Raw genomic sequence first — 26328 nt, 5'->3', positions numbered from 1 at the left:
TTGGGCGTGTGATCTCCCGAATCGATCTGCGCGGCGACGCCCTCCCGGAGGGACCCGCCCTGCGCGACCTGCTGCCCCGAGCCGACTTCGACGTCTCGGCCGCCCTGGAGAAGGTGCGTCCGATCTGCGAGGCCGTGCATCATCGGGGCGACGCGGCGCTGATCGACTTCGCGGAGAAGTTCGACGGGGTGCGCCTGACCTCCGTACGGGTCCCGGCCGAGGCCCTCGCACAGGCGCTCGAACAGCTCGACCCGGCCGTCCGCGCGGCCCTGGAGGAGTCGATCCGCCGCGCCCGCGTCGTCCACCACGCGCAGCGCCGCACCACGCACACCACCCAGGTCGTCCCCGGCGGCACGGTCACCGAGAAGTGGGTCCCGGTCGAGCGCGTCGGCCTCTACGCCCCCGGCGGCCGGTCGGTCTACCCGTCCTCCGTGATCATGAACGTGGTCCCGGCGCAGGAGGCCGGTGTCCCCTCGATCGCCCTCGCCTCCCCGGCGCAGGCCGAGTTCGACGGGCTCCCGCACCCCACGATCCTGGCCGCCTGCGCGCTGCTCGGCGTCGACGAGGTGTACGCGGCCGGTGGCGCCACCGCCGTCGCGATGTTCGCGTACGGCACCGAGTCCTGCCCGCCGGCCAACATGGTCACCGGACCGGGCAACATCTGGGTGGCCGCCGCCAAGCGGTACTTCACCGGGGTCATCGGCATCGACTCCGAGGCGGGCCCGACCGAGATCGCCGTCCTCGCGGACGACACCGCCGACCCGGTGCACGTCGCCGCCGACCTGATCAGCCAGGCCGAGCACGACCCGCTCGCCGCCGCCGTGCTCGTCACCGACTCCGTCGCGCTCGCCGACGCGGTCGAGAAGGAGCTCCAGCCGCAGGTCGAGGCCACCAAGCACGTCGAGGACCGGATCCGCCCCTCGCTGGCGGGCCGGCAGTCCGCGATCGTCCTGGTCGACGGCGTCGACGAGGGCCTCAGGGTCGTCAACGCGTACGGCGCCGAGCACCTGGAGATCCAGACGGCCGACCCTGTCGCGGTCGCCGAGCGGGTCGTCAACGCGGGTGCGATCTTCATCGGCCCCTGGGCGCCGGTCTCGCTGGGCGACTACGCGGCCGGCTCCAACCATGTGCTCCCGACCGGCGGCTGCGCCTGCCACTCCTCCGGTCTGTCCGTCCAGTCCTTCCTGCGCGGCATCCACATCGTGGACTACACCGAGGACGCGCTGGCCGAGGTCGCGCACCACGTGGTGACGCTGGCGGAGGCGGAGGACCTGCCCGCGCACGGCGCGGCGATCAAGGCACGGTTCGGCTGGAAGGTACCTGGCAAGTGAGCTTCGGAATCGACGATCTTCCCGTACGGGACGAACTGCGCGGGAAGAGCCCGTACGGCGCCCCCCAGCTGGACGTCCCCGTACGCCTGAACACCAACGAGAACCCCTACCCGCTGCCCGAGTCGCTGGTCGAGCGGATCGCCGAGCGGGTGCGGGATGCCGCCCGGCACCTCAACCGCTACCCCGACCGGGACGCGGTGGAGCTGCGGACCCGGCTCGCCGAGTATCTGACGAAGACGTCGGGGTACGGCGTCGACCTGACAAACGTCTGGGCGGCCAACGGCTCCAACGAGGTCATCCAGCAACTGCTCCAGACCTTCGGCGGACCCGGCCGTACCGCGATCGGCTTCGAGCCCTCGTACTCCATGCACGGGCTGATCGCGCGCGGCACCGGCACCGACTGGATCTCCGGGCCGCGGGGCGACGACTTCACCATCGACGTCACCGCCGCCGAGCGGGCGATCGCCGAGCACCGCCCGGACGTCGTCTTCATCACCACCCCCAACAACCCCACGGGCAACGCGGTCCCCCGGGAGACCGTGCTCGCCCTGTACGAGGCCGCCCAGGCCGCCGGGCCGTCCATGGTCGTGGTCGACGAGGCGTACATCGAGTTCAGCCACGGCGACTCGCTGCTGCCGCTGCTCGACGGACGGCCGCATCTCGTCGTCTCCCGGACGATGTCCAAGGCCTTCGGCGCGGCCGGTCTGCGCCTCGGCTATCTCGCCGCGCACCCGGCGGTCGTGGACGCGGTCCAGCTCGTACGGCTGCCGTACCACCTCTCCGCCGTCACCCAGGCCACCGCGCTGGCCGCCCTGGAGCACACCGACACCCTCCTCGGCTATGTCGAACAGTTGAAGACCGAGCGGGACCGGCTCGTCGCCGAACTGCGCGCCATCGGCTACGAGGTGACCGAGTCGGACGCCAACTTCGTGCAGTTCGGCAGGTTCGAGGACGCGCACGACGTCTGGCGGCGGATCCTCGACCGGGGCGTCCTGGTCCGGGACAACGGCGTACCGGGATGGCTGCGGGTCACCGCCGGAACTCCCGCCGAGAACGACGCGTTCCTCGACGCGGTACGTGAACTGAAGAAGGAGACGGACGCATGAGCCGTGTAGGACGCATAGAGCGGACGACCAAGGAGACGTCGGTCCTCGTCGAGATCAACCTCGACGGCACCGGCAGGACGGAGATCTCCACCGGGGTCGGCTTCTACGACCACATGCTCGACCAGCTCGGCCGGCACGGTCTGTTCGACCTGACCGTGAAGACTGACGGCGACCTGCACATCGACTCCCACCACACCATCGAGGACACCGCCCTCGCGCTGGGCGCCGCCTTCAAGCAGGCCCTCGGCGACAAGGTGGGCATCTACCGCTTCGGCAACTGCACGGTCCCGCTGGACGAGTCCCTCGCCCAGGTCACCGTCGACCTGTCCGGCCGCCCCTACCTCGTGCACACCGAGCCCGAGAAGATGGCGCCGATGATCGGCGAGTACGACACCACGATGACCCGGCACATCCTGGAGTCCTTCGTCGCCCAGGCCCAGATCGCGCTGCACGTGCACGTGCCGTACGGGCGCAACGCCCACCACATCGTCGAATGCCAGTTCAAGGCGCTGGCGCGCGCCCTGCGCTACGCCTCCGAGCGCGACCCGCGCGCGGCCGGCATCCTTCCCTCCACGAAGGGCGCGCTGTGAACGGGCTGTCCACCGTCCTGATCGTCGTCGGCCTCTTCCTGGTCGGCGGGATCATCTCGTTCGCCAAGCAGCAGATGCCGAGGAGCCTCATCACGCTGCTGTCGGTCGGCGCCGCGATGTGTCTCGTCGCGGGCATCCTGCGGCTGGAGGTGTGGAATTGAGCGCCGCTTCGAAACGAGTCGTCGTCTTCGACTACGGCTTCGGGAACGTCCGGTCCGCCGAGCGCGCCCTCGCCCGCACGGGCGCCCAGGTCGAGATAACGCGTGACTTCGACACCGCCATGAACGCCGACGGGCTGCTCGTCCCCGGCGTCGGCGCCTTCGCCGCCTGTATGAAGGGCCTGAAGGAGGCGCGCGGCGACTGGATCATCGACCGCCGGCTCTCCGGCGGACGCCCGGTCATGGGCATCTGCGTCGGCATGCAGATCCTCTTCGCGCGCGGTATCGAACACGGCGTGGAGACCGAGGGCCTCGACGAATGGCCCGGAGCCGTCGAACCGCTGCAGGCCGAGATCGTGCCGCACATGGGCTGGAACACCGTCGACGCCCCGGCCGACACCCGGCTGTTCGCCGGCCTCGACGCCGACGCCCGCTTCTACTTCGTGCACTCCTACGCCGTCCACGACTGGGCCCTGGAGACACACAACCCCGCGCTGACCGCGCCCAAGGTCACCTGGTCGACGCACGGCAAGCCCTTCGTGGCCGCCGTGGAGAACGGCGCGCTGTGGGCCACCCAGTTCCACCCCGAGAAGTCCGGCGACGCCGGAGCGCAGCTGCTGAACAACTGGATCGGAACCCTCTGATGGCTTCGAAGCTCGAACTCCTTCCCGCCGTGGACGTCCGCGACGGCCAGGCGGTGCGGCTCGTCCACGGCGAGTCCGGCACGGAGACCTCCTACGGCTCCCCGCTGCAGGCCGCCCTCGCCTGGCAGGGCGCCGGCGCCGAGTGGCTGCACCTGGTCGACCTGGACGCCGCGTTCGGCACCGGCGACAACCGGGACCTGGTCGCCGAGGTCACCCGGGCCATGGACATCAAGGTCGAACTCTCCGGCGGCATCCGGGACGACGCCTCCCTGGCGAAGGCCCTGGCCACCGGCTGCACCCGGGTCAACCTGGGCACCGCCGCCCTGGAGACCCCCGAATGGGTCGCCAAGGTCATCGCCGAGCACGGCGACCGGATCGCGGTGGGCCTCGACGTACGCGGTACGACCCTGAAGGGCCGCGGCTGGACCCGTGACGGCGGCGACCTCTACGAGACGCTGGAGCGCCTCGACAAGGAGGGCTGCGCGCGGTACGTCGTCACGGACATCGCCAAGGACGGCACCCTCCAGGGCCCCAACCTGGAGCTGCTGAGGAACGTGTGCGCGGCCACCGACCGCCCGGTCGTGGCCTCCGGCGGCGTGTCGTCCCTCGACGACCTGCGGGCCATCGCCGAACTGGTGCCCCTCGGTGTCGAGGGCTCCATCGTCGGCAAGGCCCTGTACGCCAAGGCGTTCACCCTGGAAGAGGCACTGGAGGCCGTGTCATGACCGTTCCCGAGACGAGCGCGTTGTCATGACGTCCGATGCCGTGCGGCGGGTACGGAGCGGGAGTCCCTGGGAGGAGTCCTTCGGTTCCGCGCGCGCCGTCGCGGCGGGCGACCGCGTCCTGGTGGCGGGCACGACGGCCTTCAAGGGCGATGTGCTGTACGGGGAGGGCGACCCGTACGAACAGGCCAAGGTGGCCTTCACCGGCGCGATCGAGGCGCTCGGCGAGTTCGGGCTCGACGCCGGGTCCGTGATCCGTACGCGGATGTATCTGACGCACATGCGGGACGTCGAAGCCGTGGGGCGGGCCCACAAGGAGATCTTCGGCCCGGTGCGTCCGGCCGCGACCCTGCTGGTCGTGGAGGGTTTCGTCGACCCGCGCATCCTTGTCGAAGTAGAAGTCGAAGCATTCAGAGGAGCCGTGGATCCATGACCCTCGCGGTCCGAGTCATCCCCTGCCTGGACGTGGACAACGGCCGGGTCGTCAAGGGTGTCAACTTCCAGAACCTGCGCGACGCGGGCGACCCCGTCGAGATGGCGAAGGTGTACGACACCGAGGGCGCCGACGAGCTGACGTTCCTGGACATCACCGCCTCGTCGGGCAACCGCGAGACGACGTACGACGTGGTGCGCCGCACCGCCGAGCAGGTCTTCATCCCGCTCACGGTCGGCGGCGGCGTCCGCACCGCCGAGGACGTGGACAAACTGCTGCGGGCCGGCGCGGACAAGGTCGGCGTCAACACGGCGGCGATCGCCCGCCCCGAGCTGATCCGCGAGATCGCCGAGCGCTTCGGCCGCCAGGTGCTGGTCCTGTCGGTCGACGCGCGCCGCACGCCCTCCGGGTCCTTCGAGGTCACCACCCACGGCGGTCGCAAGGGCACCGGCATCGACGCCGTCGAGTGGGCCCACCGGGCCGCCGAACTGGGCGCCGGCGAGATCCTGCTCAACTCGATGGACGCGGACGGCACCAAGGACGGCTACGACCTGGAGATGATCGCGGCCGTACGGGGGCACGTCACCGTTCCCGTCATCGCCTCCGGCGGCGCCGGCAGGCTGGCGGACTTCTCCCCGGCCATCGAGGCGGGCGCCGACGCCGTCCTCGCCGCGTCCGTGTTCCACTTCGGCGACCTGCGCATCGGCGAGGTCAAGGACGCGCTGCGGGGGGCGGGACACCCCGTGCGGTGACGCCGTGGGCGCCTTCGAACTCTGATGTAAGCCCCGGCCACCAGGTGGCCGGGGCTTACATGCAGGCCACGCGTACCGCGGCCTCGCCTCAGATACCCAGCTGCTTCGTCTCGTGCAGCTTGGTGATGGCTTCCTTCTCGCCCTCCAGTTCGACGTCGGCGACCTGCTGGCGGCCGTAGAGGAACAGGAGCAGCTCGGAGGGCTCGCCGGTGACGGTGACGACGGGGGCGCCCCGGTGGGCGACCGCCGTCCGGCCGTCGGGGCGGCGCAGCACCATGCCGGTGGGGGAGCCGCGGCCCATCAGACGGGCCGTGCGCTCCAGACGGGACCAGAGGGCGTCCTGGAAGACATGGTCCAGCTCGCGCGGGGTCCACTCGGGCCGGGCGCGGCGGATGTCCTCGGTGTGGACATAGAACTCGATCGTGTTCGAGGCCTCGTCGATCTGCTTGAGGGAGAAGGGCGAGAAACGCGGCGGACCGGTACGCACGAGCTGGATCAGCTCCTCGTACGGCTTCGCGGCGAACTCCGCCATCACCCGGTCCAGGCGCGACGCGAGCTGCTTGATCAGAATGCCCCCGGCGGCGTCGGGGCGGCGCTCGCGCACCACCACGTGCGCGGCGAGGTCACGGGTCGTCCAGCCCTCGCACAGGGTGGGGGCCTCAGGGCCCGCGGTCTCCAACAGGTCGGCGAAGAGAAGCCGTTCACGCTTGGCATGGGTCGACATGCCGCCAGCCTACGACCGGGCCGACGCTCCGCCCAGCGCAGGTCCGGCCGAGACACGACGGACCCCCTGGGACCGGGTGGTGTTCGTATGACAAGAAGGTCCGGCCTGTGGACAACCGGCGAGGCCGGTCCGCGCGGCGCGGCACAATGGCACGCATGACCAGCACGCCGTCCCCCAGCAGCCCTCCCGGTCCCGGAGCCCCCGCCGGCCCCGGCGCTTCCAGCGCGCTGGACCCCGGGATCGCCGCGCGCCTCAAGCGCGGCGCCGACGGGCTCCTGCCCGCCATCGCCCAGCAGTACGACACCGGTGAGGTGCTCATGCTCGGCTGGATGGACGACGAGGCCCTGCACCGCACGCTCACCACCGGCCGCTGCACGTACTGGTCGCGCAGCCGCCGCGAGTACTGGGTGAAGGGCGACACCTCCGGCCACTTCCAGTGGGTGAAGTCCGTCGCCCTGGACTGCGACGCCGACACCCTCCTCGTCAAGGTCGACCAGATCGGCGCCGCCTGCCACACCGGCGCCCGCACCTGCTTCGACGAGGACGTCCTCGAGTCAGCCGAGGGCGGCGCCGATTCCGACGTCCCGTCACTGGATCAGTAAGGTCAGCCGCCATGGACCTCGAGACGTTCCGCAAGCTGGCCGGCGACCGCCGGGTCATCCCCGTCAGCCGCAAGCTCCTCGCCGACGGCGACACCCCGGTCGCGCTCTACCGCAAGCTCGCCGCCGAGCGCCCCGGCACCTTCCTGCTGGAGTCCGCGGAGAACGGCCGCGCATGGTCCCGCTACTCCTTCGTCGGCGTCCGCAGCCACGCCACCCTCACCGCCCGGGACGGACAGGCCCACTGGCTGGGCACCCCGCCCGTCGGCGTCCCCGTCGACGGCGACCCCCTCGCCGCGCTGCGCGCCACCATCGAGACGCTCCACACCCCCCACCACGAGGGCATGCCGCCCTTCACCGGCGGCATGGTCGGCTATCTCGGCTACGACATCGTGCGCCGCCTGGAGAAGATCGGCCCCGGCGAGCGGGACGACCTAGGGCTGCCCGAACTGACCATGCTCCTGACCAGCGATCTGGCGGTCATGGACCACTGGGAGGGCTCGGTCCTCCTCATCGCCAACGCCATCAACCACAACGACCTGGACACGGGCGTCGACGAGGCCCACGCCGACGCCGTCGCCCGCCTCGACGCCATGGAGGCCGACCTCGCCCGGCCCGTCGCCCAGCCCCCGGCGGCCCTCCCGCCCTCCGAGCTGCCCGAGTACACCGCGCTGTGGGGCGGCCCCGACTTCCAGGAGGCCGTCGAGGACATCAAGGAGCGCATCCGGGCCGGCGAGGCCTTCCAGGTCGTCCCCTCCCAGCGCTTCGAAACCCCGTGCACGGCGAGCGCGCTGGACGTGTACCGGGTCCTGAGGGCGACCAACCCCTCCCCGTACATGTACCTGTTCCGCTTCGACGGCTTCGACGTCGTCGGCTCCTCGCCCGAGGCCCTGGTCAAGGTCGAGGACGGGCAGGCCATGGTCCACCCCATCGCCGGCACCCGGCACCGGGGCGCCACCCCGCAGGAGGACCAGGCCCTCGCCGAGGAACTGCTCGCCGACCCCAAGGAGCGCGCCGAGCACCTGATGCTCGTCGACCTGGGCCGCAACGACCTGGGCCGGGTCTGCGAACCGGGCTCGGTCGAGGTCGTCGACTTCATGTCCGTCGAGCGGTACTCCCACGTCATGCACATCGTGTCCACCGTCACCGGCCGGGTCGCGCCCGGCCGCACCGCCTTCGACGTGCTGACCGCCTGCTTCCCCGCCGGCACCCTCTCCGGCGCGCCGAAGCCCCGCGCGATGCAGATCATCGACGAACTGGAGCCGTCCCGCCGGGGCCTGTACGGCGGCTGCGTCGGCTATCTCGACTTCGCGGGCGACTCCGACACCGCCATCGCCATCCGCACGGCCCTCCTCCGGGGCGGCACGGCGTACGTCCAGGCCGGCGCCGGCATCGTCGCCGACTCCGACCCCGTCGCCGAGGACACCGAGTGCCGCAACAAGGCGGCGGCGGTCCTGCGCGCGGTGCACACGGCCAACCGGCTGGGGCAATAGGGCGCTTCTCACGTGAACCCCGGGTGACGACCCACCCGGGGGGCAGGCGATAGTGGGGTACGTGACCGCAGTACCTCACCCCCGTTCCGAACCCGTGGCCGTCCGCGCCGGCCGGCGCAGTCTCGCCCTGGCGCTGCTCAGCGGTGCGCTCGGCGCTGCCGTCGCGCTGCTCGCCAGCCGCCAGCGCTGGTCGGAGGGCACCGTCACGGTGGCCGGCGGCCCCTTCCCGCTGACCGCCCAGGGCAGCGACGTCACGGGCGTGCCCGCCGCGCTCGCCGTGGTCGGCCTCGCCGCGCTCGTCGCCGTCTTCGCCGTACGCCGCTCCGGGCGCGTCCTCGTCGCCGTGCTGCTCGCCCTCTCCGGCGCGGGCACGGTCGCCGCCGCACTGCTCGGCGCGTACGACGGCTCGGCGCTCGACGACAAGGCGGCCGAGGCCTCCGGCGACAACGCCGCGACCGTCGACACGCTCAGCCACACCGGCTGGCCGTACGTCGCGGCCGTCGGCGGCGCGCTCATCCTGCTCGCCGGGCTGCTCGCGCTCCGCTACGGACGGCTGTGGCCCGCGATGTCCGGCCGCTACGAACGCGACGGCACCCCCCGGCCGCGCAAGGCCGCGCCGGTCGACCCCGACCGGCCCGAGGACATCTGGAAGGCCCTGGACCGGGGCGAGGACCCGACGGCGCCGGGAACGTGAGAGTGGACACCCCCGCGCCACGCACGCGCGGGGGTACGGGACAATGGGCGGTGAGCGTCCGACTCAGCACGAGCGTCGAGCGACACGCATCGAGCACCACGCAATGAACAACGAGGAGCAAGTCATGGCGGGCAGCAGCCACGGTCACACCCCGGCCGCCTGGACCGGCGTCACCATCGCCTTCATCGGTTTCTGCGTCTCGGGCGCCTACATGGTGATGGCCCAGCCGCTGGGATTCTGGGCCGGCATGGTCATCGTCGTCCTCGGCGGCGTCGTCGGCTTGGTCATGAGGTCCATGGGCCTGGGCATGCCGAAGGACGCGCACGCCGTGTACGAGACGGCGACGGTCCGCGCGCAGGCGACGGCGACCCCCGAGCCGGCCGGCGCCAAGAGCTGACGTCCGCACGAGGGACGGCCCGGCACACCACCGGGCCGTCCCTCGTGCGCGTGTACGGCCCGCGCGGGGCAGAATGCGGTGTGTGAACGCCGAGACCCACGAGACTCAGCCGACCGCGCCCGCACCCCCGACCGTGCGGCCCTCGCGCGCCCGCCTGTGGGTGCCCGCCGGGGTGCTCGCGGCCGTCGGCGGGGCCTTCGCGTATGTCGCGGCCGTGGACCCGAACGAACCCGGCCACTATCCGGTCTGCCCGCTGTGGCGCTTCACCGGCCTCTACTGCCCCGGCTGCGGCGGACTGCGCAGCGCGCACGCCTTCGCGCACGGGGACATCGCGACCGCCCTCACCGACAACGCGCTGGCCGTGGCGGGCTTCCTGGGCTTCGCGGTGCTGTGGACCGTTTGGGTGGTCCATGTGGCGCGCGGCCGGCCCCTGCGGCTCCGGCTCGGACCCGTGCAGATCTGGTCGCTGGGCGCGTTGGCGCTGGTCTTCACGGTTGTCCGGAACTCGCCGTTCGGTGGCTGGCTGCATCCTTGATCAAATGGTGAACGTCCAGGTAGTGGGACCGCCGTCAACCGGATGCGAGGCCCACGCCGTCCTGCGGATACCATCACAGTGAACCGCCTGAACACCGAGAACCGCTCGACTGTCAATACATGACCGTCAAACGTTGTCACCGATTTTTGCCGTTTCTATCGTTTCACCGTCTGAAAGGGGACCGCTCGCGTGAGTGTGCTCGACGAGATCATCGACGGAGTCCGTGCCGACCTCGCGGAGCGGCAGGCGCGCGTCAGCCTCGACGAGCTCAAGGAGCGCGCGGCGAAGGCTCCGGCGGCCAAGGACGGCGCGGCCGCGCTGCGCGGCGACGGCGTCAAGGTGATCTGCGAGGTGAAGCGCTCCAGCCCCTCCAAGGGCGCGCTCGCCGCGATCGCCGACCCGGCCGGTCTCGCGGCCGACTACGAGGCGGGCGGTGCGGCGATCATCTCCGTCCTCACCGAACAGCGCCGCTTCGGCGGCTCCCTCGCCGACCTGGAGGCCGTCCGCGCGCGCGTGGACATCCCCGTTCTGCGCAAGGACTTCATCGTCACCTCGTACCAGCTGTGGGAGGCGCGGGCGTACGGCGCCGACGTCGCCCTGCTGATCGTCGCGGCCCTCGACCAGCCGGCGCTGGAGTCGCTGATCGAGCGCGCCGAGTCCATCGGGCTCACCCCGCTCGTCGAGGTCCACGACGAGGACGAGGTCGAACGCGCGGTGGACGCCGGTGCCCGGGTGATCGGGGTCAACGCCCGCAACCTCAAGACCCTCGAGGTCGACCGCACCACGTTCGAGCGGGTCGCCCCCGAGATCCCCGACTCCATCGTCAAGATCGCCGAGTCCGGTGTCCGGGGCCCGCACGACCTCATCGCCTACGCCAACGCCGGCGCCGACGCGGTCCTCGTGGGCGAGTCCCTTGTCACCGGCAAGGACCCCAAGACGGCCGTCGCCGACCTCGTCGCCGCGGGCGAGCACCCGGCGCTGCGGCACGGGCGGAACTGACCCGGCCATGACCGACCACGCCTTCACCGCCGGCCGTCCGGGGTGCGCCCCGGCCGGGGCGGTGGGGTGCGGATCGCCGCCGGTCGGCCTCTCGTGGACCACCCCCGATGTCGCCCGCACGGGTGATGCGGGACCGGTAGGCTGTGCCCTGATGTTCTCGATCACCATGACTCCCCGGGACCCCTACGCCCGCCTCGCGCGCGGGTGCCGTCCCCGTGGCTGCCGGGCGCCGGCCCGCCGGGTCCACGGGCGCCGGGTCCGCTATGTCATCGGTGACGAGCCGGGTCAGGTGAACGGCATGCGATGGCCCCGGTCCCGTACGCGCGCACGCCCTGCGGGCAGCTGAGCCGCCGCCTCCTTCCGTGACCGCCGGATGCGCTGTCCCCGGTCGTCGGTGAGAGCGCCGACGACCGTCGGTTCGGCGGTGGGCGAAGCCGGGTGGTGGGGGCCGCCGGGCCGGGGTCGAAGCGAGGCCGTGGCTGACGCCGCGCCACGGCTGATGCCAGGCCACAGCTGACGCCGAGCCACAGCTGACGCCGAGCCGTGGAACGGCAGGTCTCCCGAGCCGGCCTCAAGGGCGGTGTGCGCACGTGATCGCTGTGAGTCATAGTCCGATCGACGACGGGGCCACGCCCCTGCGAGGTAGTCGCATGTCCAGTGAGTTCTTCATTCCCGACCCCGAGGGTCAGGTCCCCAGCGCCGAGGGGTATTTCGGCGCGTTCGGCGGCAAGTTCATCCCGGAGGCGCTGGTCGCCGCCGTGGACGAGGTCGCCGTGGAGTACGACAAGGCGAAGCACGACCCGGAGTTCGCGCGGGAGCTCGACGATCTGCTCGTCAACTACACCGGGCGGCCCAGCTCGCTCACGGAGGTGCCCCGGTTCGCCGAGCACGCCGGTGGCGCGCGGGTGTTCCTCAAGCGCGAGGACCTGAACCACACCGGGTCGCACAAGATCAACAATGTGCTGGGGCAGGCCCTGCTCACCAGGCGCATGGGCAAGACCCGGGTCATCGCCGAGACGGGAGCCGGTCAGCACGGCGTCGCCACCGCCACGGCCTGTGCCCTCTTCGGCCTCGACTGCACGATCTACATGGGCGAGATCGACACCCAGCGGCAGGCCCTGAACGTCGCCCGGATGCGGATGCTGGGCGCCGAGGTCGTCGCCGTGAAGTCCGGCTCCCGGACCCTCAAGGACGCCATCAACGAGGCGTTCCGGGACTGGGTCGCCAACGTCGACCGCACCCACTACCTGTTCGGGACCGTCGCCGGACCCCACCCCTTCCCCGCCATGGTCCGCGACTTCCACCGCGTGATCGGGGTCGAGGCACGACGCCAGATCCTCGAACGCGCCGGGCGCCTCCCCGACGCCGCCGTCGCCTGTGTGGGCGGTGGCTCCAACGCCATCGGCCTCTTCCACGCCTTCATCCCGGACGCCGACGTACGCCTCATCGGCTGCGAACCGGCCGGGCACGGCATCGAGACCGGTGAGCACGCGGCGACGCTGACCGCCGGTGAGCCGGGCATCCTGCACGGCTCGCGGTCGTACGTCCTCCAGGACGAGGAGGGCCAGATCACCGAGCCCTACTCGATCTCGGCGGGCCTCGACTACCCGGGCATCGGCCCCGAGCACGCCTACCTCAAGGACAGCGGGCGCGGCGAGTACCGCGCGGTCACCGACGACGCGGCCATGCGGGCGCTGCGGCTGCTGTCGCGCACCGAGGGCATCATCCCGGCGATCGAGAGCGCCCACGCGCTCGCCGGCGCCCTGGAGGTCGGCAGGGAGCTGGGCGAGGACGGGCTGATCGTCGTCAACCTGTCCGGGCGTGGCGACAAGGACATGGACACCGCCGCGCGCTACTTCGGCCTGTACGAGAGCGGCGCCGACGCCGAGGTCGCCGCCGACGCGGCCGATCTCGCGGAGATCGAGGGGGACGCCAAGTGAGCGGCAACATCCAGCTGTTGAGCGACACCCTCGCCGCCGCCAGGGCGGAGGGGCGGTCCGCGCTGATCGCCTATCTCCCGGCCGGGTTCCCGACCGTCGACGGCGGTATCGCCGCGATCAAGGCCGTCTTCGAGGGCGGCGCCGATGTCGTCGAGGTCGGGCTGCCGCACAGCGACCCGGTCCTCGACGGGCCCGTCATCCAGACCGCCGACGACATCGCCCTGCGCGGCGGCGTCAAGATCGCGGACGTGATGCGGACGGTGCGGGAGGCCTTCGAGGCCACCGGGAAGCCCGTCCTCGTCATGACGTACTGGAACCCCATCGACCGCTACGGCGTCGAGCGCTTCACGGCCGAACTGGCGGCGGCGGGCGGCGCGGGCTGCATCCTGCCCGACCTGCCCGTGCAGGAGTCGGCGCTGTGGAGGGAGCACGCGGAGAAGCACGGCCTCGGCACGGTCTTCGTGGTCGCGCCCAGCAGCAAGGACGCCCGGCTCGCCGAGATCACCGCGGCGGGCAGCGGCTTCGTCTACGCCGCCTCGCTGATGGGCGTCACCGGCACCCGTGAGTCGGTGGGCGCACAGGCCCAGGACCTGGTGGAGCGCACCCGGGCCACCGGCTCCGGCCTGCCGGTCTGCGTCGGGCTCGGGGTCTCCGACGCCGAGCAGGCGGCCGAGGTCGCCGGGTTCGCCGACGGGGTGATCGTCGGGTCCGCGTTCGTGAAGCGGATGCTGGACGCGCCGGACGAGGCGGCCGGTCTGGACGCCGTACGGGAGCTGGCGGGCGACCTCGCGAAGGGCGTGCGCCGGGGCGCGTGAGCAGGTACGTGGGCGGGCGGGTCATCCGGCACGCCGAGGGGGCTCGTGACGTTCACCCGTTATTCGTACGGGATGGCTGGACGTAACGGGCAATCCGCTCACTCGAACGGGTGGAAGTGGGACCGGGGAGGCGCGGTGCGCCTCCCCGGTTCGTTCTGCGGGATGTGAGCGAGAAGAACCGTGAGGGAAAGCGCACCGCCCGGGAACGGCTGGCGGAGGAGCGCGAGAAGCAGAAGGCCGCCGAGAAGCGCCGTCGGGCACTGATCGTGGGCGCCTCGGTGCTGGGCGCACTGGGACTGGCCGCCGTGATCGGCGTCGTGGCGGCGAACGCGGGCAAGGACGACGCCGACACCGCCGGCCCGGTCGTCGCGCCCTCGGGGGCCAACGGCGAGGACAGCCTCGCGATCCCCGTCGGGGACGCCGGAGCCAAGTCGACCCTCTCCGTGTGGGAGGACTTCCGCTGCCCGGCCTGCAAGTCCTTCGAGGACGCCTACCGCGCGACGATCCACGAGCTGACCGAGGCCGGAAAGCTGAAGGTCGAGTACCACCTCGCCACCCTGATCGACGGGAACATGGGCGGCAGCGGCTCCCGCAAGGCCGCCAACGCCGCCGCGTGCGCACAGAACGAGGGCAAGTTCCCCGCGTACCACGACGTGCTCTACCAGAACCAGCCGCCCGAGACGGACGACGCCTTCGCCGACGAGAGCAGACTCCTCGACCTGGCGAAGAAGGTGGACGGGCTGGACACCGCCGCGTTCCGCACCTGTGTCGAGGACGGCACGCACAACAGCTGGGTCGCGAAGTCGAACGAGGCCTTCCAGAAGGGCGGCTTCTCCGGCACCCCGAGCGTCTTCCTCAACGGCACCAACATCTACGCGGACCAGTCCATGACCCCCGCCAAGCTGAAGCAGATGGTGGAGGCGAGGGCCGCGGGGTGAGCCGGAGGTGAGTTGCGTGTGAGGCGAGTGGCCACGGGGGCCCGTGGGGCGTCGGGGAAGTAGTGGTACGGCGTTATGGACCCGTTGCCGGGCCGCCCGTCGTCGGCCGGGCCCGGCAGGGTAGCGTCGACCCTGCCATGGAACTTGCCTACATTCCCAGCCCGTCGCGCGGGGTGCTGTACCTCGGTCCCGTCCCGCTGCGCGGCTACGCCTTCTGCATCATCATCGGTGTCTTCGTAGCCGTCTGGCTCGGCAACAAACGCTGGGTCGCACGGGGCGGACAGGCCGGTACGGTCGCCGACATCGCCGTCTGGGCCGTGCCCTTCGGTCTGATCGGCGGGCGCCTCTACCACGTGATCACGGACTACGAGCTGTACTTCAGCGAGGGCCGTGACTGGGTCGACGCCTTCAAGGTCTGGGAGGGCGGACTCGGCATCTGGGGCGCGATCGCGCTCGGCGCGGTGGGCGCGTGGATCGGCTGCCGTCGGCGGGGTATCCCGCTGCCCGCGTACGCCGACGCCGTCGCCCCCGGTATCGCGCTGGCGCAGGCGATCGGGCGCTGGGGCAACTGGTTCAACCAGGAGCTGTACGGCAAGCCGACGGATCTGCCGTGGGCCGTGGAGATCACGTCCTCCACGGACGGGCGGCTGCCGGGGACGTACCACCCGACGTTCCTCTACGAGTCGCTGTGGTGCATCGGTGTCGCGGTCCTCGTCATCTGGGCCGACCGGCGCTTCAAGCTCGGGCACGGGCGGGCGTTCGCGCTGTACGTCGCCGCGTACTGCGCGGGGCGGTTCTGGATCGAGTACATGCGGGTCGACGAGGCCCACCACATCCTCGGGATGCGCCTCAACAACTGGACCGCGATCTTCGTCTTCGTCCTCGCCGTGATCTACATCGTCCTGTCGGCGCGGAAGCGGCCGGGGCGGGAAGAGATCGTCGAGCCGGGTGTCTCCGACGGTGACGGGGGCGAGGGTGCGGCGAAGGACGGCGAGAGCGCGCCGAAGGATGACGACGGCTCGGAGGCCATGGAGTCCTCGGAGGTGGTGGAGTCTTCGGCGGAGGCGGAGTCTTCGGCGGAGGCGGAGGCCTCTGGCTCCGGGGGCGAGAAGAAGGCCGAGTCCGTGGAGAAGAGCTGACGATGTTTCGCGACCCACCTGCCCTTTCCGGGCGGGTGGGTTTTCGCGTTCCGGGGTGGTGGGGTGCGTTGTCGGATGCGGGTCCGGTGGGGCTTCTCGCGCAGTTCCCCGCGCCCCTGAAAAGCCAAGGCCGTGAAGTTATGGGCTGATCGTCGGCGTCAAGATGTTGATGCTGAGGGTGGCTGTGTAGGTGCGTCGGTCGATATTGAGGCTTTTGTAGGCGTATCGGGACAGGGGTCGTTTCACTGCGCGGGGGCTGATGCGGAGGCGGCGGGCGGGCATGAGGTGTTCCAGGACGGTTCGGCCGATCGTCCCGACGAGGTCGATCGTGGTGCCGGCGATGATGCCCGCGGCCTGGACGATCTGGTCGCGGGCGCATCGCAGGGCAACGCTGAAGCTGGCCCGGTCCGGGTCTGTTCCGGGTGTGGCCCCTGTGGCGTCGGCGATAGCGATCCGCAGGGCCTGGTAGGCGCTCAGCAGGGCGTAGACCTCCTGGGCGATGCCGGGCGGAGTGGTGGAGCGCAGGACCCGCCGGCCCAGCATCGTTTTCTTGATCGCGAAGTAGGCGGACTCCACTTCCCACCGCTCGTGATACAGACTGACCAGGTCGGATGCCGGGTAGCGGTGGTGGTCCAGGAGGTTGGTGGCCAGCCGGTAGAGCCCGGTGCGGCGGCCCTGGCTGGTGGTGACGGTGATCTCGCATTCGATGATGCGGACCTCGAGGGCGCCGAAGCGGGAGAGGTGGGAGCCGTCGCCGAAGCGGGCCAGGACGGGAGGTTTGCGGGTGGCAGTGATGCGTGCGAGGAAGGAGGCTTCGGTGGCGGCGACGGCTGTCAGGAACGCGTTGCCCGAAAAGCCCCGGTCCAGCAGGACGATCATTCCGGCGTGCAGGGAGCGCATGAGCCGCCTGCCGTGTCCGGTCTCTCCCTGGGAGCGCGGTCCGAAGGCGGCATCCAGGATCGCCCGGGTGCCACAGGCCACCAGCGCGGTCAGGCAGATCTGCGGGTAGCCGGCAGTTCCGAACCGGTTGGACCCCTTGCCCAGACGGGCCCGGTGCGGCGGGCTGTCGGGAACGTCGAGGTAGGTGCCGTCGATCGCAACGGCCAGCAGGCCCTTGAAGCGGGCGCCGCGGGTGCGGATCACCGTGGCCGGCCCGCGCAGCAGATCGAACAGGGCCCGCATGGGCCGCACGCCCAGACGCCTGCGGGCGTCCCAGAGCCCCGCGCCGGTGATCTTCACGACCGGTATCGTCTCCAGCGCGGCGGTGAGCCTGCGCCAGACGGCCAGGTAGCCGCAGTCCTCGAACAGGGCCGCGGCCAGCAGCAGGTAGACCACCACCCGGGCGGGAATCTTCCGCAGCCGTTGCTGGACAGCACCGGTCTCGGCAAGGACCGCATCGACCATCTCGAACGGGATGATCCGGGTGAGTTCCCCCAGATGCCCCGGGGCGAACACGCCCTTGGCTACCGTGATTTCCCGCGTGATGACACACTGATCGGACAGCGGAGCCTCCGGTCCTGTGAACGGCTGTCTTGGTCGACTGCCAGTTCTACCGGGGCTCCGCTTCCCACGTTCCAAGAAGCCATAGAACCAGAGCGCACTTGCCAACGCTCCCAAAGCCCTAACTTCACGGCCTTGCCTGAAAAGCGGGGGCTGCGCCCCTTGCTTCTCAGGCCCGCAGGGCCTGGTCGAAGGGGCGATCAGCGCTTGGCGGGGCGGTTGGCGAGGGTCAGGGTTCTGTGGGCCGCGGCGACGACGGCGGCGTCGATGAAGCGCCCATCGGGAAGCGCCTGGGCGCCGGGGTCGGTGGCGGCGGCCTCAAGGGTCTGCTCGGCCGATTCCACCTCCTCGTGGGTGGGGGTGTAGGCGCGTTCGATCACCGGGAGCTGTCGCGGATGGAGCGCGGCACGCCCGAAGAAGCCGAGGCCACGACCATGGGCGCAGGAGGACGCCAGACCGTCCAGATCCTTCGTGTCCGGGTAGATCGACTGCGCCGGTGAGGGAAGCCCCGCCGCCCGTGCCGCGACGACCACCCGGGAGCGGGACCAGTCCAGGGCCCGGTCCTGCCCGGCGGCCAGGGCCAGATCCGCCCGGAGGTCCGCCTCACCCAGGGCGATGCCCCGCAGAGCGGGATGCGCGCCGGCGATGTCGTACGCCCGTTCCACACCCAGCGCCGATTCGAGGAGGGCGTACAGCGGGATCGCCCCGCCCTCCGCCGGCGCGGTGCGCTCCGCGACCTTCGCGACCTCGGCGGGGGAGGTGACCTTCGGGAGCCGGAGGGCCGTCAGACCGGGCAGCGGGGAGAGGGTCCTGAGGTCCTGCTCCGCCTCCGGGGTGTCCAGGGCGTTCACCCGGACATGGACCGGGACGGGCGGCGGGGCCGAGAGAAGCTCGGCGGTGGCCGCGCGGGCGTAGGCCTTGCGGTCGGGCGCGACCGCGTCCTCCAGGTCCACGATCACCACGTCCGCGCCCGAGGACAGAGCCTTGGCGACCACCTCCGGGCGATCTCCGGGGGCGTACAGCCAGGTCAGGGGAGGAGGCGCCGTCGGCCGCGGGGTCACAGGGCGCCCTCCTGGCGGAGGGTGGCGATGTCCGGTTCGGACAGGCCCAGTTCGGCGAGGATCGCGTCCGTGTCGGCACCGTGCGCACGGCCCGCCCAGCGGATCGCGCCGGGGGTCGCGGAGAGCCGGAAGAGCACGTTCTGCATCCGCAGGGGGCCGAGGTCGGGGTCGTCGACGGTGGTGATCGTGTCCAGGGCGCGGTACTGCGGGTCGGTCATCACCTCGCGTACGTCCTGGATGGGGGCCACCGCCGCCTCCGCCTTCTCGAACACCTCGATGACCTCCTCCCGGGTGTGGCGGGCGATCCACGCGCCGACCGCCTCGTCGAGGACGTCCGCGTGCCGGGCCCGCTCCGCTCCCGAGCCGAACCAGGGCTCGTCGATCAGCTCGGGCCGTCCGACCAGGCGCATCACCCGTTCCGCGATCGACTGGGCGGAGGTGGAGACCGCCACCCAGGAGCCGTCAGCCGTGCGATAGGTGTTGCGGGGCGCGTTGTTGGCGGAGCGGTTGCCCGTACGGGGCTGGACGTGGCCGAGCTGGTCGTACCAGAGGGGCTGGGGGCCGAGGACGGTGAGGATCGGCTCGATGATCGCCATGTCGACCGTCTGCCCCTCGCCGGTGCGGTCACGCGCGGCGAGTGCCGTCATCACCGCGTACGCCGTGGCCAGGCCCGCGATCGAGTCGGCCAGGCCGAACGGGGGCAGGACCGGTGGGGCGTCCGGCTCGCCGGTGATCGCGGCGAAGCCGCTCATCGCCTCGGCGAGCGTGCCGAAGCCGGGGCGGTGCGCGTACGGGCCGAACTGGCCGAAGCCGGTGACGCGGGCCAGGACCAGGCGCGGATTGGCCGCCGACAGCTCCTTCCAGCCCAGGCCCCACTTCTCCAGGGTGCCGGGGCGGAAGTTCTCGATGATCACATCGGCGGTGGCGGCGAGGCGGAGGAGGGTGTCCCGGCCGCCGGGGGTGGAGAGGTTCAGCGTCAGGGTGCGCTTGTTGCGGCCCAGCAGCTTCCACCACAGGCCCACGCCGTCCTTCGACGGGCCGTGGCCCCGTGACGGATCCGGCTTCGTGGGGTGCTCGACCTTGATGACCTCCGCGCCGAAGTCGCCGAGCATCGTGGCGGCGAGGGGGCCGGCGAACAGGGTGGCGAGGTCGAGGACGCGGAGGTGACGGAGCGGGGGGTCGTACGCCTGGGGCGTGGGTGGCGCCTGCGTCATGGGTGCGGGGTCTCCCGGAGGGTGAGGTGGGCCAGGGTGTCGAAGCCGACGCCGTTGAAGTCGGCGATCGAGGTGGCCAGGCGGTTCTTGAGGGGGGCCGTCCAGCGGTCGGGCAGCGCGTCCGGGGAACCGGTCAGCAGGCCCGCGATGCTGCCCGCCGTCGCGCCGTTGGAGTCGGTGTCCCAACCGCCGGACACCGCACGGCAGATGGAGGCCGTGAAGTCGCCGTCCGCGTGGGTGAGGGCGGCGGTGAGCAGGGCCGTGTTGGGGATGGCGTGGACCCAGTGGTGGTCGGCGTAGACGGAGTGGAGGGCGTCGACGACCGTGTCGAAGTCGCGGTGTCCGGTGGCGAGTCGGAGGGCGTGGGTGATCGCCTTGGCCAGGCGGGAGTTCGGGGGGACGACCGTCAGGCCGGTGCGCAGGCAGTGGTGGATGTCGTGGGTGCCGGTGCCGGTGCCGGCATCGGTCCCGTGCTCCGGGGCTGCGGCTGCTTCCGCGATGGTGGCCGCGACGAACATCGCCGCGTACACGCCGTTCGCGGTGTGGGTGAGGGTGGCGTCGCGGTGGGCCTGTTCGGCGGCGGCGGCCGGGTCGCCCGGGTTGGTCCAGCCGTGGACGTCCGCGCGGATCAGGGCGCCGATCCATTCGCGGAACGGGTTGCGGTGGCGGGCGGTGTGGGGTGGGTCGATGCCGGTGAGCAGGTTGCGGTAGGCGACGCGTTCGGCGGTGAAGGTGCGGCCCGCGGGGAGTTCGTCCAGCCAGAGGGTCGCCACGTCCGTGGTGGTGAAGTCGCGGCCGTGGCGGGACAGCAGGAGGAGGTTGAGGAGGGGGTAGTTGAGGTCGTCGTCCTCGGGCATGCCGTCGATGTTCTCGGCGAGGGAGGTGGGGGCCGAGCGGCGGTTCCAGGGGTGGGCGGTCAGGAGGTCCTGCGGGACGCCTCGGGCGGTGAACCAGGTCGTGAGGGGCCAGTTGCTGGTGACCGCGGCGAGTTGGCGGATGGCGGGGAGGGGGAGCTTCTCGACGGGTTTGCCCAGGAGACAGCCTGCGGCTCGGCCGAGCCAGGCGGATTCCAGGCGGCGGACGTATGTGGCTGGGGTGGCACGGGTGGGCGCAGAATGAGCGGGCGTCGGCCAGTTCGGGCACCGGGCCTTGATCCTGGCCAGGTCCGTTGGTTCGTGTTCCGTCAACGCGCTTGGTAGGTCTGCCAGTTCGTCGAGGAGGTCTTCGGCGAGTTGGCGCAGGTAGCGGGAGGCGGGGTGGGGGGAGGCGCCGGCGCGGAGGGGGGCCGGGGGGCCGCCCGCCGCGTGCCAGCGGGCGGCGACGGCCGCGGGTTCCCGGCCGTCCTGGCGGGCCTGGTGGAGTTCATGGCCGAGGAGGTCCTCCGGCTGGACCCAGGTGAGACGCAGGGGGGTCACCGGAGGGAGGCCAGAGCGGCGAAGGCGGCCTCGTGGGCGCGGCGGCGCTGTACGTCCCGGGTGTGGATCCGGCGGGCGACCTCTGTCAGCGTCGTGGCCGGTGCGTGCAGGTCCAGTCGGCTCGCCTCCGCCACCGTCTTGGCCCAGTCGGACGGGATCTCCGAGCCCAGGGCGCCGGCGAGGGCGCCGGACATCGTGGCGATCGAGTCGCAGTCACGGCCGTAGTTCACCGAACCGAGCACCGCGTGGCGGTAGTCGCCGCGGGCCACCAGCAACATGCCCAGGGCCACCGGGAGTTCCTCGATCGCGTGGAGCCGGGAGGGACGGCGGGCGCCCAGGGAGGGGGCGCGGTAGTCCGGGCCGACCGTGTCGAACGGGGCGATAGCCTCGCGCAGCGGCCGTAGCGCCGACTCGAAGTCCGTATGACGGCCCGCCGCTTCGCACACCGCCTCGATCGCCGCGCGGGTGCCGTCCTTGGCCACGGCGAGGCCGGCCTCGACCACCGACTCCGCCGTCGCGCCCGGCGTGCACGCCGCCGCGACCGCCGCCGCGAACACGCCCGCCGCCTCCCTGCCGTACGACGACTGATGCGCGCCCGCGACATCGAGCGCCTCGGCGTACGCGCCGCGCGGATCGGCCGCGTTGACCAGGCCGACGGGGGCCATGTACATCGCGGCGCCGCAGTTGACGATGTTTCCGGTGCCGGCCTCGCGGGGGTCGATGTGGCCGTAGTGGATGCGGGCGACGAGCCATTTCTCGGCGAGGAAGACCCGTTGGAGGGGGAGGGCCTCCGCCTCCAGCTCGGGGATCCAGCGCGGGGTCGTCATCATGTCCGGCACCAGGTGCTCGGCGACGGAGTAGGCGTCGAGATGGTCGCGTACCCGGTCGTACACCCGGACCAGCGCGTGGGTCATCAAGGTGTCGTCGGTGACGTGGCCGTCGCCCTTGTGGTACGGGGCGATGGGGCGGGCGGTGCGCCAGTCGTCGCCGTTCCAGGGGCCGACGATGCCGTGGACACGGCCGCCGTGGCGTTCGAGGATCTGCTCCGGGGTGTAGCCCTCGACCGGGCCACCGAGGGCGTCTCCGACGGCCGCGCCCACCAGGGCGCCGGTGATGCGTTCGGCGAGGGTGGTTTCCGGCACTGTTTCCGATGTGGGCGTCATGCCCCGATAACGTGCGGGATGGTGTGAGGTTATGTGTTCGCCAGATGTTCGGCGAGGTGTACGAGATCGGTGCCGGTGAGGCGGGGGAGGGCGCAGCCGGACAGGGTGCGGCAGGCCTCCCGCCAGGTGTCGGGGATGGCGGCGGCGCCGCCGAGCGCGCCGGTCAGGGCGCCGGCGAGGGCGGGCGCGGAGTCGGCGACCCGGGAGAGGCAGGCGGCGGCGGGAACGGCCTCGGCGATCCGGCCCCGGGCGGCGGTGGCCAGGGCGAGGGCCACGGGGACGGTCTCGGCGGCGGCGATGCCGTAGCTGTAGACGTGGTCGACGATCTGGTGCTCCAGGAGCGGGACCAGAGCGAATGTTCCTTCTCTTTTGTGGCGGTGTGCGAGGTCCAGGGCGTGGCGGGCGTTGCGGCCGATCTCCGTCCCGGCGGGGAGTTCGGCGAGGGCCGCCGCCGTGCAGTCGTCGACGTCCGCGCCGACGAGCGCCAGCGCGAGCGCGGCGGCCATCGCGCGTGCGCCGTGCACGCCGTCGCCGTCCTGGGTGTAGCGGGCGTCGAACTCGGCGAGGTCGGCGGCGCGGCGGGGGTCGCCCGGGTGCGCGACCGCCAGGACGCAGGCGCGGACGCAGGCCGCGTCGTCGAAGTAGTGGGGGTTGTCGTGGCCGGTGGCGGGTGGGCGCAGACCGGTGGCGAGGTTGCCCAGGCCGGCGCGTACGGAGATACGGGCGCGCAGGGGGAGTACGGCGGACTCGACCTCGGGGGCGCGTTCCGCGGCGGCGGCGATCTCGCTGGCGACGGCGTTCCAGGAGAGGTCGATCGAGGCGCGGGTGCGGCGTTCCAGGCTGAGGTCGCCGAGGGCGGCGGTGTCGGTCGCGCGCAGGAGGGCCTCCGCGGCGAAGGCCGCCCATTCCGCGTCGTCGGAGGGGCCGAGGCGGAGGGGCTCGGGGGGCTGGTTGAGGGCGATGGGGACGGGGAGGGTGGTCGTCGCGTTCTGTTCGGCGAAGGTGTCGAGTTCGCGGGTGAGGCGGCGGGTCCACTCCGGCATACGGGCGGCTCGGTGGCGGGCGGCGGGCCAGCCGGCGGCGTCGCCTGCGGCTAGGCCGAGCAGGAGGCCCTCGATGCGGGTGCCCTCCGGGGGGCGGGGGGCGCCGGCCTCGGCTTCGCCTTCGGCCAGGCTTGGTTTCCCACCCGCACCGCCCGTGCGGGTTTCGTCGTCGAGTGCGGGTGGCCCCAGTGGGGCGTCCTCGCCGTCGGCGGCCACGGGTCGGAGGGCGACCGGCTTCGCCACGATCGTCTGTCCGGTAGCGGTCGGCTTCGCCACGATCGTCTGTCCGGTAACCGTCGGCTTCGCCGTGGCCGTCCGTCCCGCAACCGTCGGCTTCGCCGTGGCCGTCCGTCCCGCAACCGTCGGCTTCGCCGTGACCGTCCGTTCGGCATCCGTCGGCTCCGTCGGCTCCGTCGGCTCCGTCGGCGTCGTGGGCGTCGTGGGTTCGGGGCCGCCGGGTGTGGTGAGAGGGGTGGTCTCCTCCCACGGGGTCGGTGGGGTCATGACGGGGTCTCCGATGTGGGGGCCGGGGCCAGGGTGAAGGCGGTCGGGGGTGGGGTGGGCCGGTCCTCGTGGTGGAGGGGGGTCGTGGTGGTGGCCCATTTGCCGCCTTCGCCGGGTACCAGGAGTTCGGCCACGTCCAGGACGTGGTGGCCGGCCATGGAGGGGAGGCAGCTGCCTCTCGCCGGGCCGATGGCGGTGGTCCACTCGGGCGGGATCGCGCGTACGCCCCGGGTCGCGCCGGCCAGCGCGCCGGCGACCGCGGCGGTCGTGTCGGCGTCGCGGCCCATGTTCACCGCCGTCAGCACCGACTCGGTGAAGTCACCGTCGGCCGCCGCGTAGGCGCCGAAGGCGAGGGCGACGGCCTCGGGGGCGAGGTCGGTCCAGGGGTAGCCGCCGATGACGACGGCGGAGCGGACCGCGCGTTCGCCGCGGTGGGCCACCGCGACGGCGCGACGCAGGGAGCGGGCCGTCCAGGAGTCGTCGGGGATCACCGCCAGGGCCGAGGCGACCACCGCGATCGTCGGCGCCCCCGCCATCGCCGCCGCCACTCCCGCCGCGACCGCCTGGCCGCCGTAGATGCCCTCGCCGTCGTGGCTGACCGAGCCGTCGACGGCGACCAGCCGGGCCGCCTCCGCCGGGCGGCCCGCCGCGAAGACGCCGAAGGGGGCCGCGCGCATGGCCAGTCCGTCGCTCCAGGCGTGCCGGTGCTGGGCGGAGATCGGCGCGGCGAGGCCCCGGCGGAGGTTCTCCAGGGTGCCGCGTTCACTGAAACCGGCGCCCCGGAACGGGCCCTCGTCCCGGTCCGCGATCCACTGGTGCCAGGCCGTCTCCACATGGGTGACCGTGAGCGCCGATCCGTGCCGGGCCAGCAGCAGCCCGGAGAAGATGGCGTACTCGGTGTCGTCCGTGCCCGACGGGTGCTCGGCCACGTACCCCGTGATGCGCCCCCAGCGCGCGCGGATCTCGGAGGGCTTCATGTTCTCGGCGGGCGCCCCCAGCGCGTCCCCGACGGCGAGTCCGAGCATGGCCCCGCGTGCCCGTTCGCGGAGATCGGCGGCGTCCCCCGGTGCCGGGACGGGGGGAGTGCAGGCGATGGAAGGCATACGGTCGCCTCTCTGGCCCGTGGGCGGCTCTCTGGGCCCGTGGGCAGTTGATCCGCTCTGAAGATTTCTCTGTGAAGATCTCTCCCACATCGGCCGCCTCACCGGCGCGGGAACGCTCACGTATCACCCGGTCGACATCTGTGCAGGGTCATGTACGAATGAGCGGCAAGGGTTTCTCGAACAATCGCCAACGCGGGTAAGTACGGCCTTCCTTGCTGGCGGGAGCGATTTTCCGAGCGTACGTTCGATGTATGGCGATCATCGACACCGCAGCCGCACCGCACGAGGCGCACCGTGACAACCACACCCACCGGGATGTGAACGGGGGGCGGCTGCGGCCCGCCGTGTTCGGGGCGATGGACGGGCTCGTGTCCAATCTGGCGCTGATGACCGGTGTCGCGGGCGGATCGGCCGGCCGGGAGGCGGTCGTCGTCGCCGGACTCGCGGGGCTCGCCGCCGGGGCCTTCTCCATGGCCGCCGGCGAATACACCTCCGTGGCCTCGCAGCGCGAACTCGTCGAGGCCGAACTCGACGTCGAGCGGCGTGAGTTGCGCAAGCATCCCCGCGACGAGGAGAAGGAGCTGGCAGCGCTCTACGAGAGCCGCGGGGTCGAGGCCGGGCTCGCGCGGGAGGTGGCGAGGCAGTTGTCGCGCGATCCCGAGCAGGCGCTGGAGATCCACGCCCGGGAGGAGCTGGGTGTCGACCCGGGCGACCTGCCCTCGCCGGCCGTCGCCGCCGTGTCGAGCTTCGGCGCCTTCGCGCTGGGCGCCCTGCTGCCCGTACTGCCGTTTCTGCTCGGCGCGGGAGCGCTGTGGCCCGCCGTGCTGGTGACGCTCCTGGGGCTCTTCGGGTGCGGGGCGGTGGTGGCCGGGGTGACGGCCAGAAGCTGGTGGTTCGGCGGGCTGCGGCAACTGACTCTCGGGGGCGCCGCGGCGGGTGTGACGTACGCCCTGGGCAGCCTGTTCGGCGCGGCCGTATGATGGATCGGATGGCTACGTATACGCGGGACCGTATAAGTAGTCGTTACTACGCGGTTTCGAATGCTTAACCGCTGGGCATGAGCCGTAAGCGCCGCAGGCAACGACGCCTGCACAGCACCTGAAGTAGTGGGCGACGGCGCCCCCTGCGCCCCCTCGGTCGACCGACATCGATCTGTCCGGTCGGCCCCCTTTGAGTACCTCTTGATCACGCCGCCGAGCGCACACCCCTCCGCGCCCGTGGCGTCCGCATGTTGGGACGAAGTATTCGGTTCCCGAGAATCGTTCCATCATGTAACCTGCACGAAATTTTGCACTTTAACGCAGAGGGCCAGCGTC

At 71.9% G+C, this 26328-nt stretch carries 28 protein-coding genes; 20 read left to right on the top strand and 8 right to left on the bottom strand.

Going from position 1 to position 26328, the window contains the following annotated elements:
* Nucleotides 1-8 precede the first annotated feature (8 nt).
* The 8 genes from hisD to hisF are packed head-to-tail and all read left to right on the top strand — an operon-like array spanning nt 9 to nt 5736.
* Nucleotides 9-1331: a histidinol dehydrogenase gene (hisD, locus tag F9278_RS10550; RefSeq protein ID WP_152168081.1), complete on the top strand. Its 1323-nt coding sequence runs from the start codon at nt 9-11 to the stop codon at nt 1329-1331.
* Nucleotides 1328-2437 carry a histidinol-phosphate transaminase gene (locus F9278_RS10545; RefSeq protein ID WP_152168080.1) on the top strand — a complete coding sequence of 370 codons (1110 nt, stop codon included), beginning with the start codon at nt 1328-1330 and terminating at the stop codon, nt 2435-2437. The genes hisD and F9278_RS10545 overlap by 4 nt, the downstream gene beginning before the upstream one ends.
* On the top strand, nt 2434-3027 hold the full coding sequence (gene hisB, locus F9278_RS10540; protein WP_013004386.1) for an imidazoleglycerol-phosphate dehydratase HisB: 594 nt from the start codon (nt 2434-2436) through the stop codon (nt 3025-3027). Before F9278_RS10545 ends, hisB begins: the two co-directional genes overlap by 4 nt.
* Nucleotides 3024-3188 (top strand): hypothetical protein, encoded by a 165-nt coding sequence (locus F9278_RS46105; protein ID WP_193241426.1) that lies wholly within the window; start codon nt 3024-3026, stop codon nt 3186-3188. Before hisB ends, F9278_RS46105 begins: the two co-directional genes overlap by 4 nt.
* Complete coding sequence (gene hisH / locus F9278_RS10535) at nt 3185-3829, top strand: imidazole glycerol phosphate synthase subunit HisH (RefSeq protein WP_404818868.1); 645 nt, start codon at nt 3185-3187, stop codon at nt 3827-3829. The genes F9278_RS46105 and hisH overlap by 4 nt, the downstream gene beginning before the upstream one ends.
* Nucleotides 3829-4554, top strand: coding sequence for a bifunctional 1-(5-phosphoribosyl)-5-((5-phosphoribosylamino)methylideneamino)imidazole-4-carboxamide isomerase/phosphoribosylanthranilate isomerase PriA (priA, locus tag F9278_RS10530; protein ID WP_152168078.1), 726 nt, complete (start codon nt 3829-3831; stop codon nt 4552-4554). Before hisH ends, priA begins: the two co-directional genes overlap by 1 nt.
* A gap of 25 nt (nt 4555-4579) precedes the next feature.
* Nucleotides 4580-4984 carry a RidA family protein gene (locus F9278_RS10525; protein WP_152168077.1) on the top strand — a complete coding sequence of 135 codons (405 nt, stop codon included), beginning with the start codon at nt 4580-4582 and terminating at the stop codon, nt 4982-4984.
* The gene (gene hisF, locus F9278_RS10520; RefSeq protein WP_152168076.1) at nt 4981-5736 is read left to right on the top strand and encodes an imidazole glycerol phosphate synthase subunit HisF; all 756 of its coding nucleotides are present in this window, start codon (nt 4981-4983) and stop codon (nt 5734-5736) included. Before F9278_RS10525 ends, hisF begins: the two co-directional genes overlap by 4 nt.
* 88 nt (nt 5737-5824) lie before the next feature.
* Here hisF and F9278_RS10515 read toward each other — a convergent pair whose 3' ends face one another.
* Nucleotides 5825-6460: a TIGR03085 family metal-binding protein gene (locus F9278_RS10515; protein ID WP_152168075.1), complete on the bottom strand. Its 636-nt coding sequence runs from the start codon at nt 6458-6460 to the stop codon at nt 5825-5827.
* Nucleotides 6461-6615: 155 nt separating this feature from the next.
* Here F9278_RS10515 and hisI point away from each other — a divergent pair, with 155 nt between their 5' ends.
* From hisI to lgt, 11 genes are all read left to right on the top strand, one after another.
* Nucleotides 6616-7062 carry a phosphoribosyl-AMP cyclohydrolase gene (hisI, locus tag F9278_RS10510; protein WP_193241425.1) on the top strand — a complete coding sequence of 149 codons (447 nt, stop codon included), beginning with the start codon at nt 6616-6618 and terminating at the stop codon, nt 7060-7062.
* An 11-nt stretch (nt 7063-7073) separates the two neighbouring features.
* Nucleotides 7074-8552, top strand: coding sequence for an anthranilate synthase component I (locus F9278_RS10505; protein ID WP_152168074.1), 1479 nt, complete (start codon nt 7074-7076; stop codon nt 8550-8552).
* 52 nt (nt 8553-8604) lie between these two features.
* Nucleotides 8605-9246, top strand: coding sequence for a TIGR02234 family membrane protein (locus F9278_RS10500; RefSeq protein ID WP_152168073.1), 642 nt, complete (start codon nt 8605-8607; stop codon nt 9244-9246).
* Nucleotides 9247-9370: 124 nt separating this feature from the next.
* Nucleotides 9371-9643 carry an HGxxPAAW family protein gene (locus F9278_RS10495; protein WP_152168072.1) on the top strand — a complete coding sequence of 91 codons (273 nt, stop codon included), beginning with the start codon at nt 9371-9373 and terminating at the stop codon, nt 9641-9643.
* Between the two features lie 73 nt (nt 9644-9716).
* Nucleotides 9717-10178, top strand: a complete 462-nt coding sequence (locus F9278_RS10490) for a DUF2752 domain-containing protein (RefSeq protein WP_152168071.1) — start codon at nt 9717-9719, stop codon at nt 10176-10178.
* A gap of 189 nt (nt 10179-10367) precedes the next feature.
* Entirely contained in the window at nt 10368-11177 is an 810-nt protein-coding gene (trpC, locus tag F9278_RS10485) for an indole-3-glycerol phosphate synthase TrpC (protein ID WP_152168070.1), read from the top strand.
* A 7-nt stretch (nt 11178-11184) separates the two neighbouring features.
* Nucleotides 11185-11523, top strand: coding sequence for a tryptophan biosynthesis modulator TrpM (gene trpM / locus F9278_RS48675; protein ID WP_404818867.1), 339 nt, complete (start codon nt 11185-11187; stop codon nt 11521-11523).
* Between the two features lie 304 nt (nt 11524-11827).
* Nucleotides 11828-13117 (top strand): tryptophan synthase subunit beta, encoded by a 1290-nt coding sequence (gene trpB, locus F9278_RS10475; RefSeq protein WP_152168069.1) that lies wholly within the window; start codon nt 11828-11830, stop codon nt 13115-13117.
* Nucleotides 13114-13932 carry a tryptophan synthase subunit alpha gene (trpA, locus tag F9278_RS10470; RefSeq protein ID WP_152168068.1) on the top strand — a complete coding sequence of 273 codons (819 nt, stop codon included), beginning with the start codon at nt 13114-13116 and terminating at the stop codon, nt 13930-13932. The genes trpB and trpA overlap by 4 nt, the downstream gene beginning before the upstream one ends.
* 164 nt (nt 13933-14096) lie before the next feature.
* Complete coding sequence (locus tag F9278_RS10465; protein WP_193241424.1) at nt 14097-14870, top strand: DsbA family protein; 774 nt, start codon at nt 14097-14099, stop codon at nt 14868-14870.
* A gap of 137 nt (nt 14871-15007) precedes the next feature.
* Nucleotides 15008-16009: a prolipoprotein diacylglyceryl transferase gene (lgt, locus tag F9278_RS10460; RefSeq protein ID WP_152168066.1), complete on the top strand. Its 1002-nt coding sequence runs from the start codon at nt 15008-15010 to the stop codon at nt 16007-16009.
* Between the two features lie 138 nt (nt 16010-16147).
* Here lgt and F9278_RS10455 read toward each other — a convergent pair whose 3' ends face one another.
* From F9278_RS10455 to F9278_RS10425, 7 genes are all read right to left on the bottom strand, one after another.
* Nucleotides 16148-17464: an IS4 family transposase gene (locus tag F9278_RS10455; protein ID WP_193241414.1), complete on the bottom strand. Its 1317-nt coding sequence runs from the start codon at nt 17462-17464 to the stop codon at nt 16148-16150.
* A 245-nt stretch (nt 17465-17709) separates the two neighbouring features.
* A complete protein-coding gene (locus tag F9278_RS10450) occupies nt 17710-18570 on the bottom strand; it encodes an HpcH/HpaI aldolase/citrate lyase family protein (RefSeq protein ID WP_152168065.1) in 861 nt (286 codons plus the stop codon).
* Entirely contained in the window at nt 18567-19784 is a 1218-nt protein-coding gene (locus tag F9278_RS10445) for a CaiB/BaiF CoA transferase family protein (protein WP_152168064.1), read from the bottom strand. Before F9278_RS10445 ends, F9278_RS10450 begins: the two co-directional genes overlap by 4 nt.
* Nucleotides 19781-21199, bottom strand: coding sequence for an ADP-ribosylglycohydrolase family protein (locus F9278_RS10440; RefSeq protein ID WP_152168063.1), 1419 nt, complete (start codon nt 21197-21199; stop codon nt 19781-19783). The genes F9278_RS10445 and F9278_RS10440 overlap by 4 nt, the downstream gene beginning before the upstream one ends.
* Nucleotides 21196-22362 carry an ADP-ribosylglycohydrolase family protein gene (locus F9278_RS10435; RefSeq protein WP_152168062.1) on the bottom strand — a complete coding sequence of 389 codons (1167 nt, stop codon included), beginning with the start codon at nt 22360-22362 and terminating at the stop codon, nt 21196-21198. Before F9278_RS10435 ends, F9278_RS10440 begins: the two co-directional genes overlap by 4 nt.
* A 29-nt stretch (nt 22363-22391) precedes the next feature.
* Nucleotides 22392-23909 carry an ADP-ribosylglycohydrolase family protein gene (locus F9278_RS10430; protein WP_152168061.1) on the bottom strand — a complete coding sequence of 506 codons (1518 nt, stop codon included), beginning with the start codon at nt 23907-23909 and terminating at the stop codon, nt 22392-22394.
* Nucleotides 23906-25012, bottom strand: coding sequence for an ADP-ribosylglycohydrolase family protein (locus F9278_RS10425; protein ID WP_152168060.1), 1107 nt, complete (start codon nt 25010-25012; stop codon nt 23906-23908). Before F9278_RS10425 ends, F9278_RS10430 begins: the two co-directional genes overlap by 4 nt.
* A 251-nt stretch (nt 25013-25263) precedes the next feature.
* Here F9278_RS10425 and F9278_RS10420 point away from each other — a divergent pair, with 251 nt between their 5' ends.
* Nucleotides 25264-25992 carry a VIT1/CCC1 transporter family protein gene (locus F9278_RS10420; RefSeq protein ID WP_152168059.1) on the top strand — a complete coding sequence of 243 codons (729 nt, stop codon included), beginning with the start codon at nt 25264-25266 and terminating at the stop codon, nt 25990-25992.
* Nucleotides 25993-26328: the final 336 nt, after the last annotated feature.

The organism is Streptomyces phaeolivaceus, from assembly GCF_009184865.1.
Classification (GTDB): Bacteria; Actinomycetota; Actinomycetes; order Streptomycetales; family Streptomycetaceae; genus Streptomyces; species Streptomyces phaeolivaceus.
This window is presented reverse-complemented; position numbering and strand designations above follow the sequence as displayed.

Coding starts and splice junctions, on each gene's coding strand:
- hisB (WP_013004386.1), top strand. CDS start 2,434: ATGAGCCGTGTAGGACGCATAGAGCGGACGACCAAGGAGACGTCGGTC.
- priA (WP_152168078.1), top strand. CDS start 3,829: ATGGCTTCGAAGCTCGAACTCCTTCCCGCCGTGGACGTCCGCGACGGC.
- F9278_RS10525 (WP_152168077.1), top strand. CDS start 4,580: ATGACGTCCGATGCCGTGCGGCGGGTACGGAGCGGGAGTCCCTGGGAG.
- hisF (WP_152168076.1), top strand. CDS start 4,981: ATGACCCTCGCGGTCCGAGTCATCCCCTGCCTGGACGTGGACAACGGC.
- F9278_RS10515 (WP_152168075.1), bottom strand. CDS start 6,460: ATGTCGACCCATGCCAAGCGTGAACGGCTTCTCTTCGCCGACCTGTTG.
- hisI (WP_193241425.1), top strand. CDS start 6,616: ATGACCAGCACGCCGTCCCCCAGCAGCCCTCCCGGTCCCGGAGCCCCC.
- F9278_RS10505 (WP_152168074.1), top strand. CDS start 7,074: ATGGACCTCGAGACGTTCCGCAAGCTGGCCGGCGACCGCCGGGTCATC.
- F9278_RS10495 (WP_152168072.1), top strand. CDS start 9,371: ATGGCGGGCAGCAGCCACGGTCACACCCCGGCCGCCTGGACCGGCGTC.
- F9278_RS10490 (WP_152168071.1), top strand. CDS start 9,717: ATGCGGTGTGTGAACGCCGAGACCCACGAGACTCAGCCGACCGCGCCC.
- trpM (WP_404818867.1), top strand. CDS start 11,185: ATGACCGACCACGCCTTCACCGCCGGCCGTCCGGGGTGCGCCCCGGCC.
- trpB (WP_152168069.1), top strand. CDS start 11,828: ATGTCCAGTGAGTTCTTCATTCCCGACCCCGAGGGTCAGGTCCCCAGC.
- lgt (WP_152168066.1), top strand. CDS start 15,008: ATGGAACTTGCCTACATTCCCAGCCCGTCGCGCGGGGTGCTGTACCTC.
- F9278_RS10445 (WP_152168064.1), bottom strand. CDS start 19,784: ATGACGCAGGCGCCACCCACGCCCCAGGCGTACGACCCCCCGCTCCGT.
- F9278_RS10435 (WP_152168062.1), bottom strand. CDS start 22,362: ATGACGCCCACATCGGAAACAGTGCCGGAAACCACCCTCGCCGAACGC.
- F9278_RS10430 (WP_152168061.1), bottom strand. CDS start 23,909: ATGACCCCACCGACCCCGTGGGAGGAGACCACCCCTCTCACCACACCC.
- F9278_RS10425 (WP_152168060.1), bottom strand. CDS start 25,012: ATGCCTTCCATCGCCTGCACTCCCCCCGTCCCGGCACCGGGGGACGCC.
- F9278_RS10420 (WP_152168059.1), top strand. CDS start 25,264: ATGGCGATCATCGACACCGCAGCCGCACCGCACGAGGCGCACCGTGAC.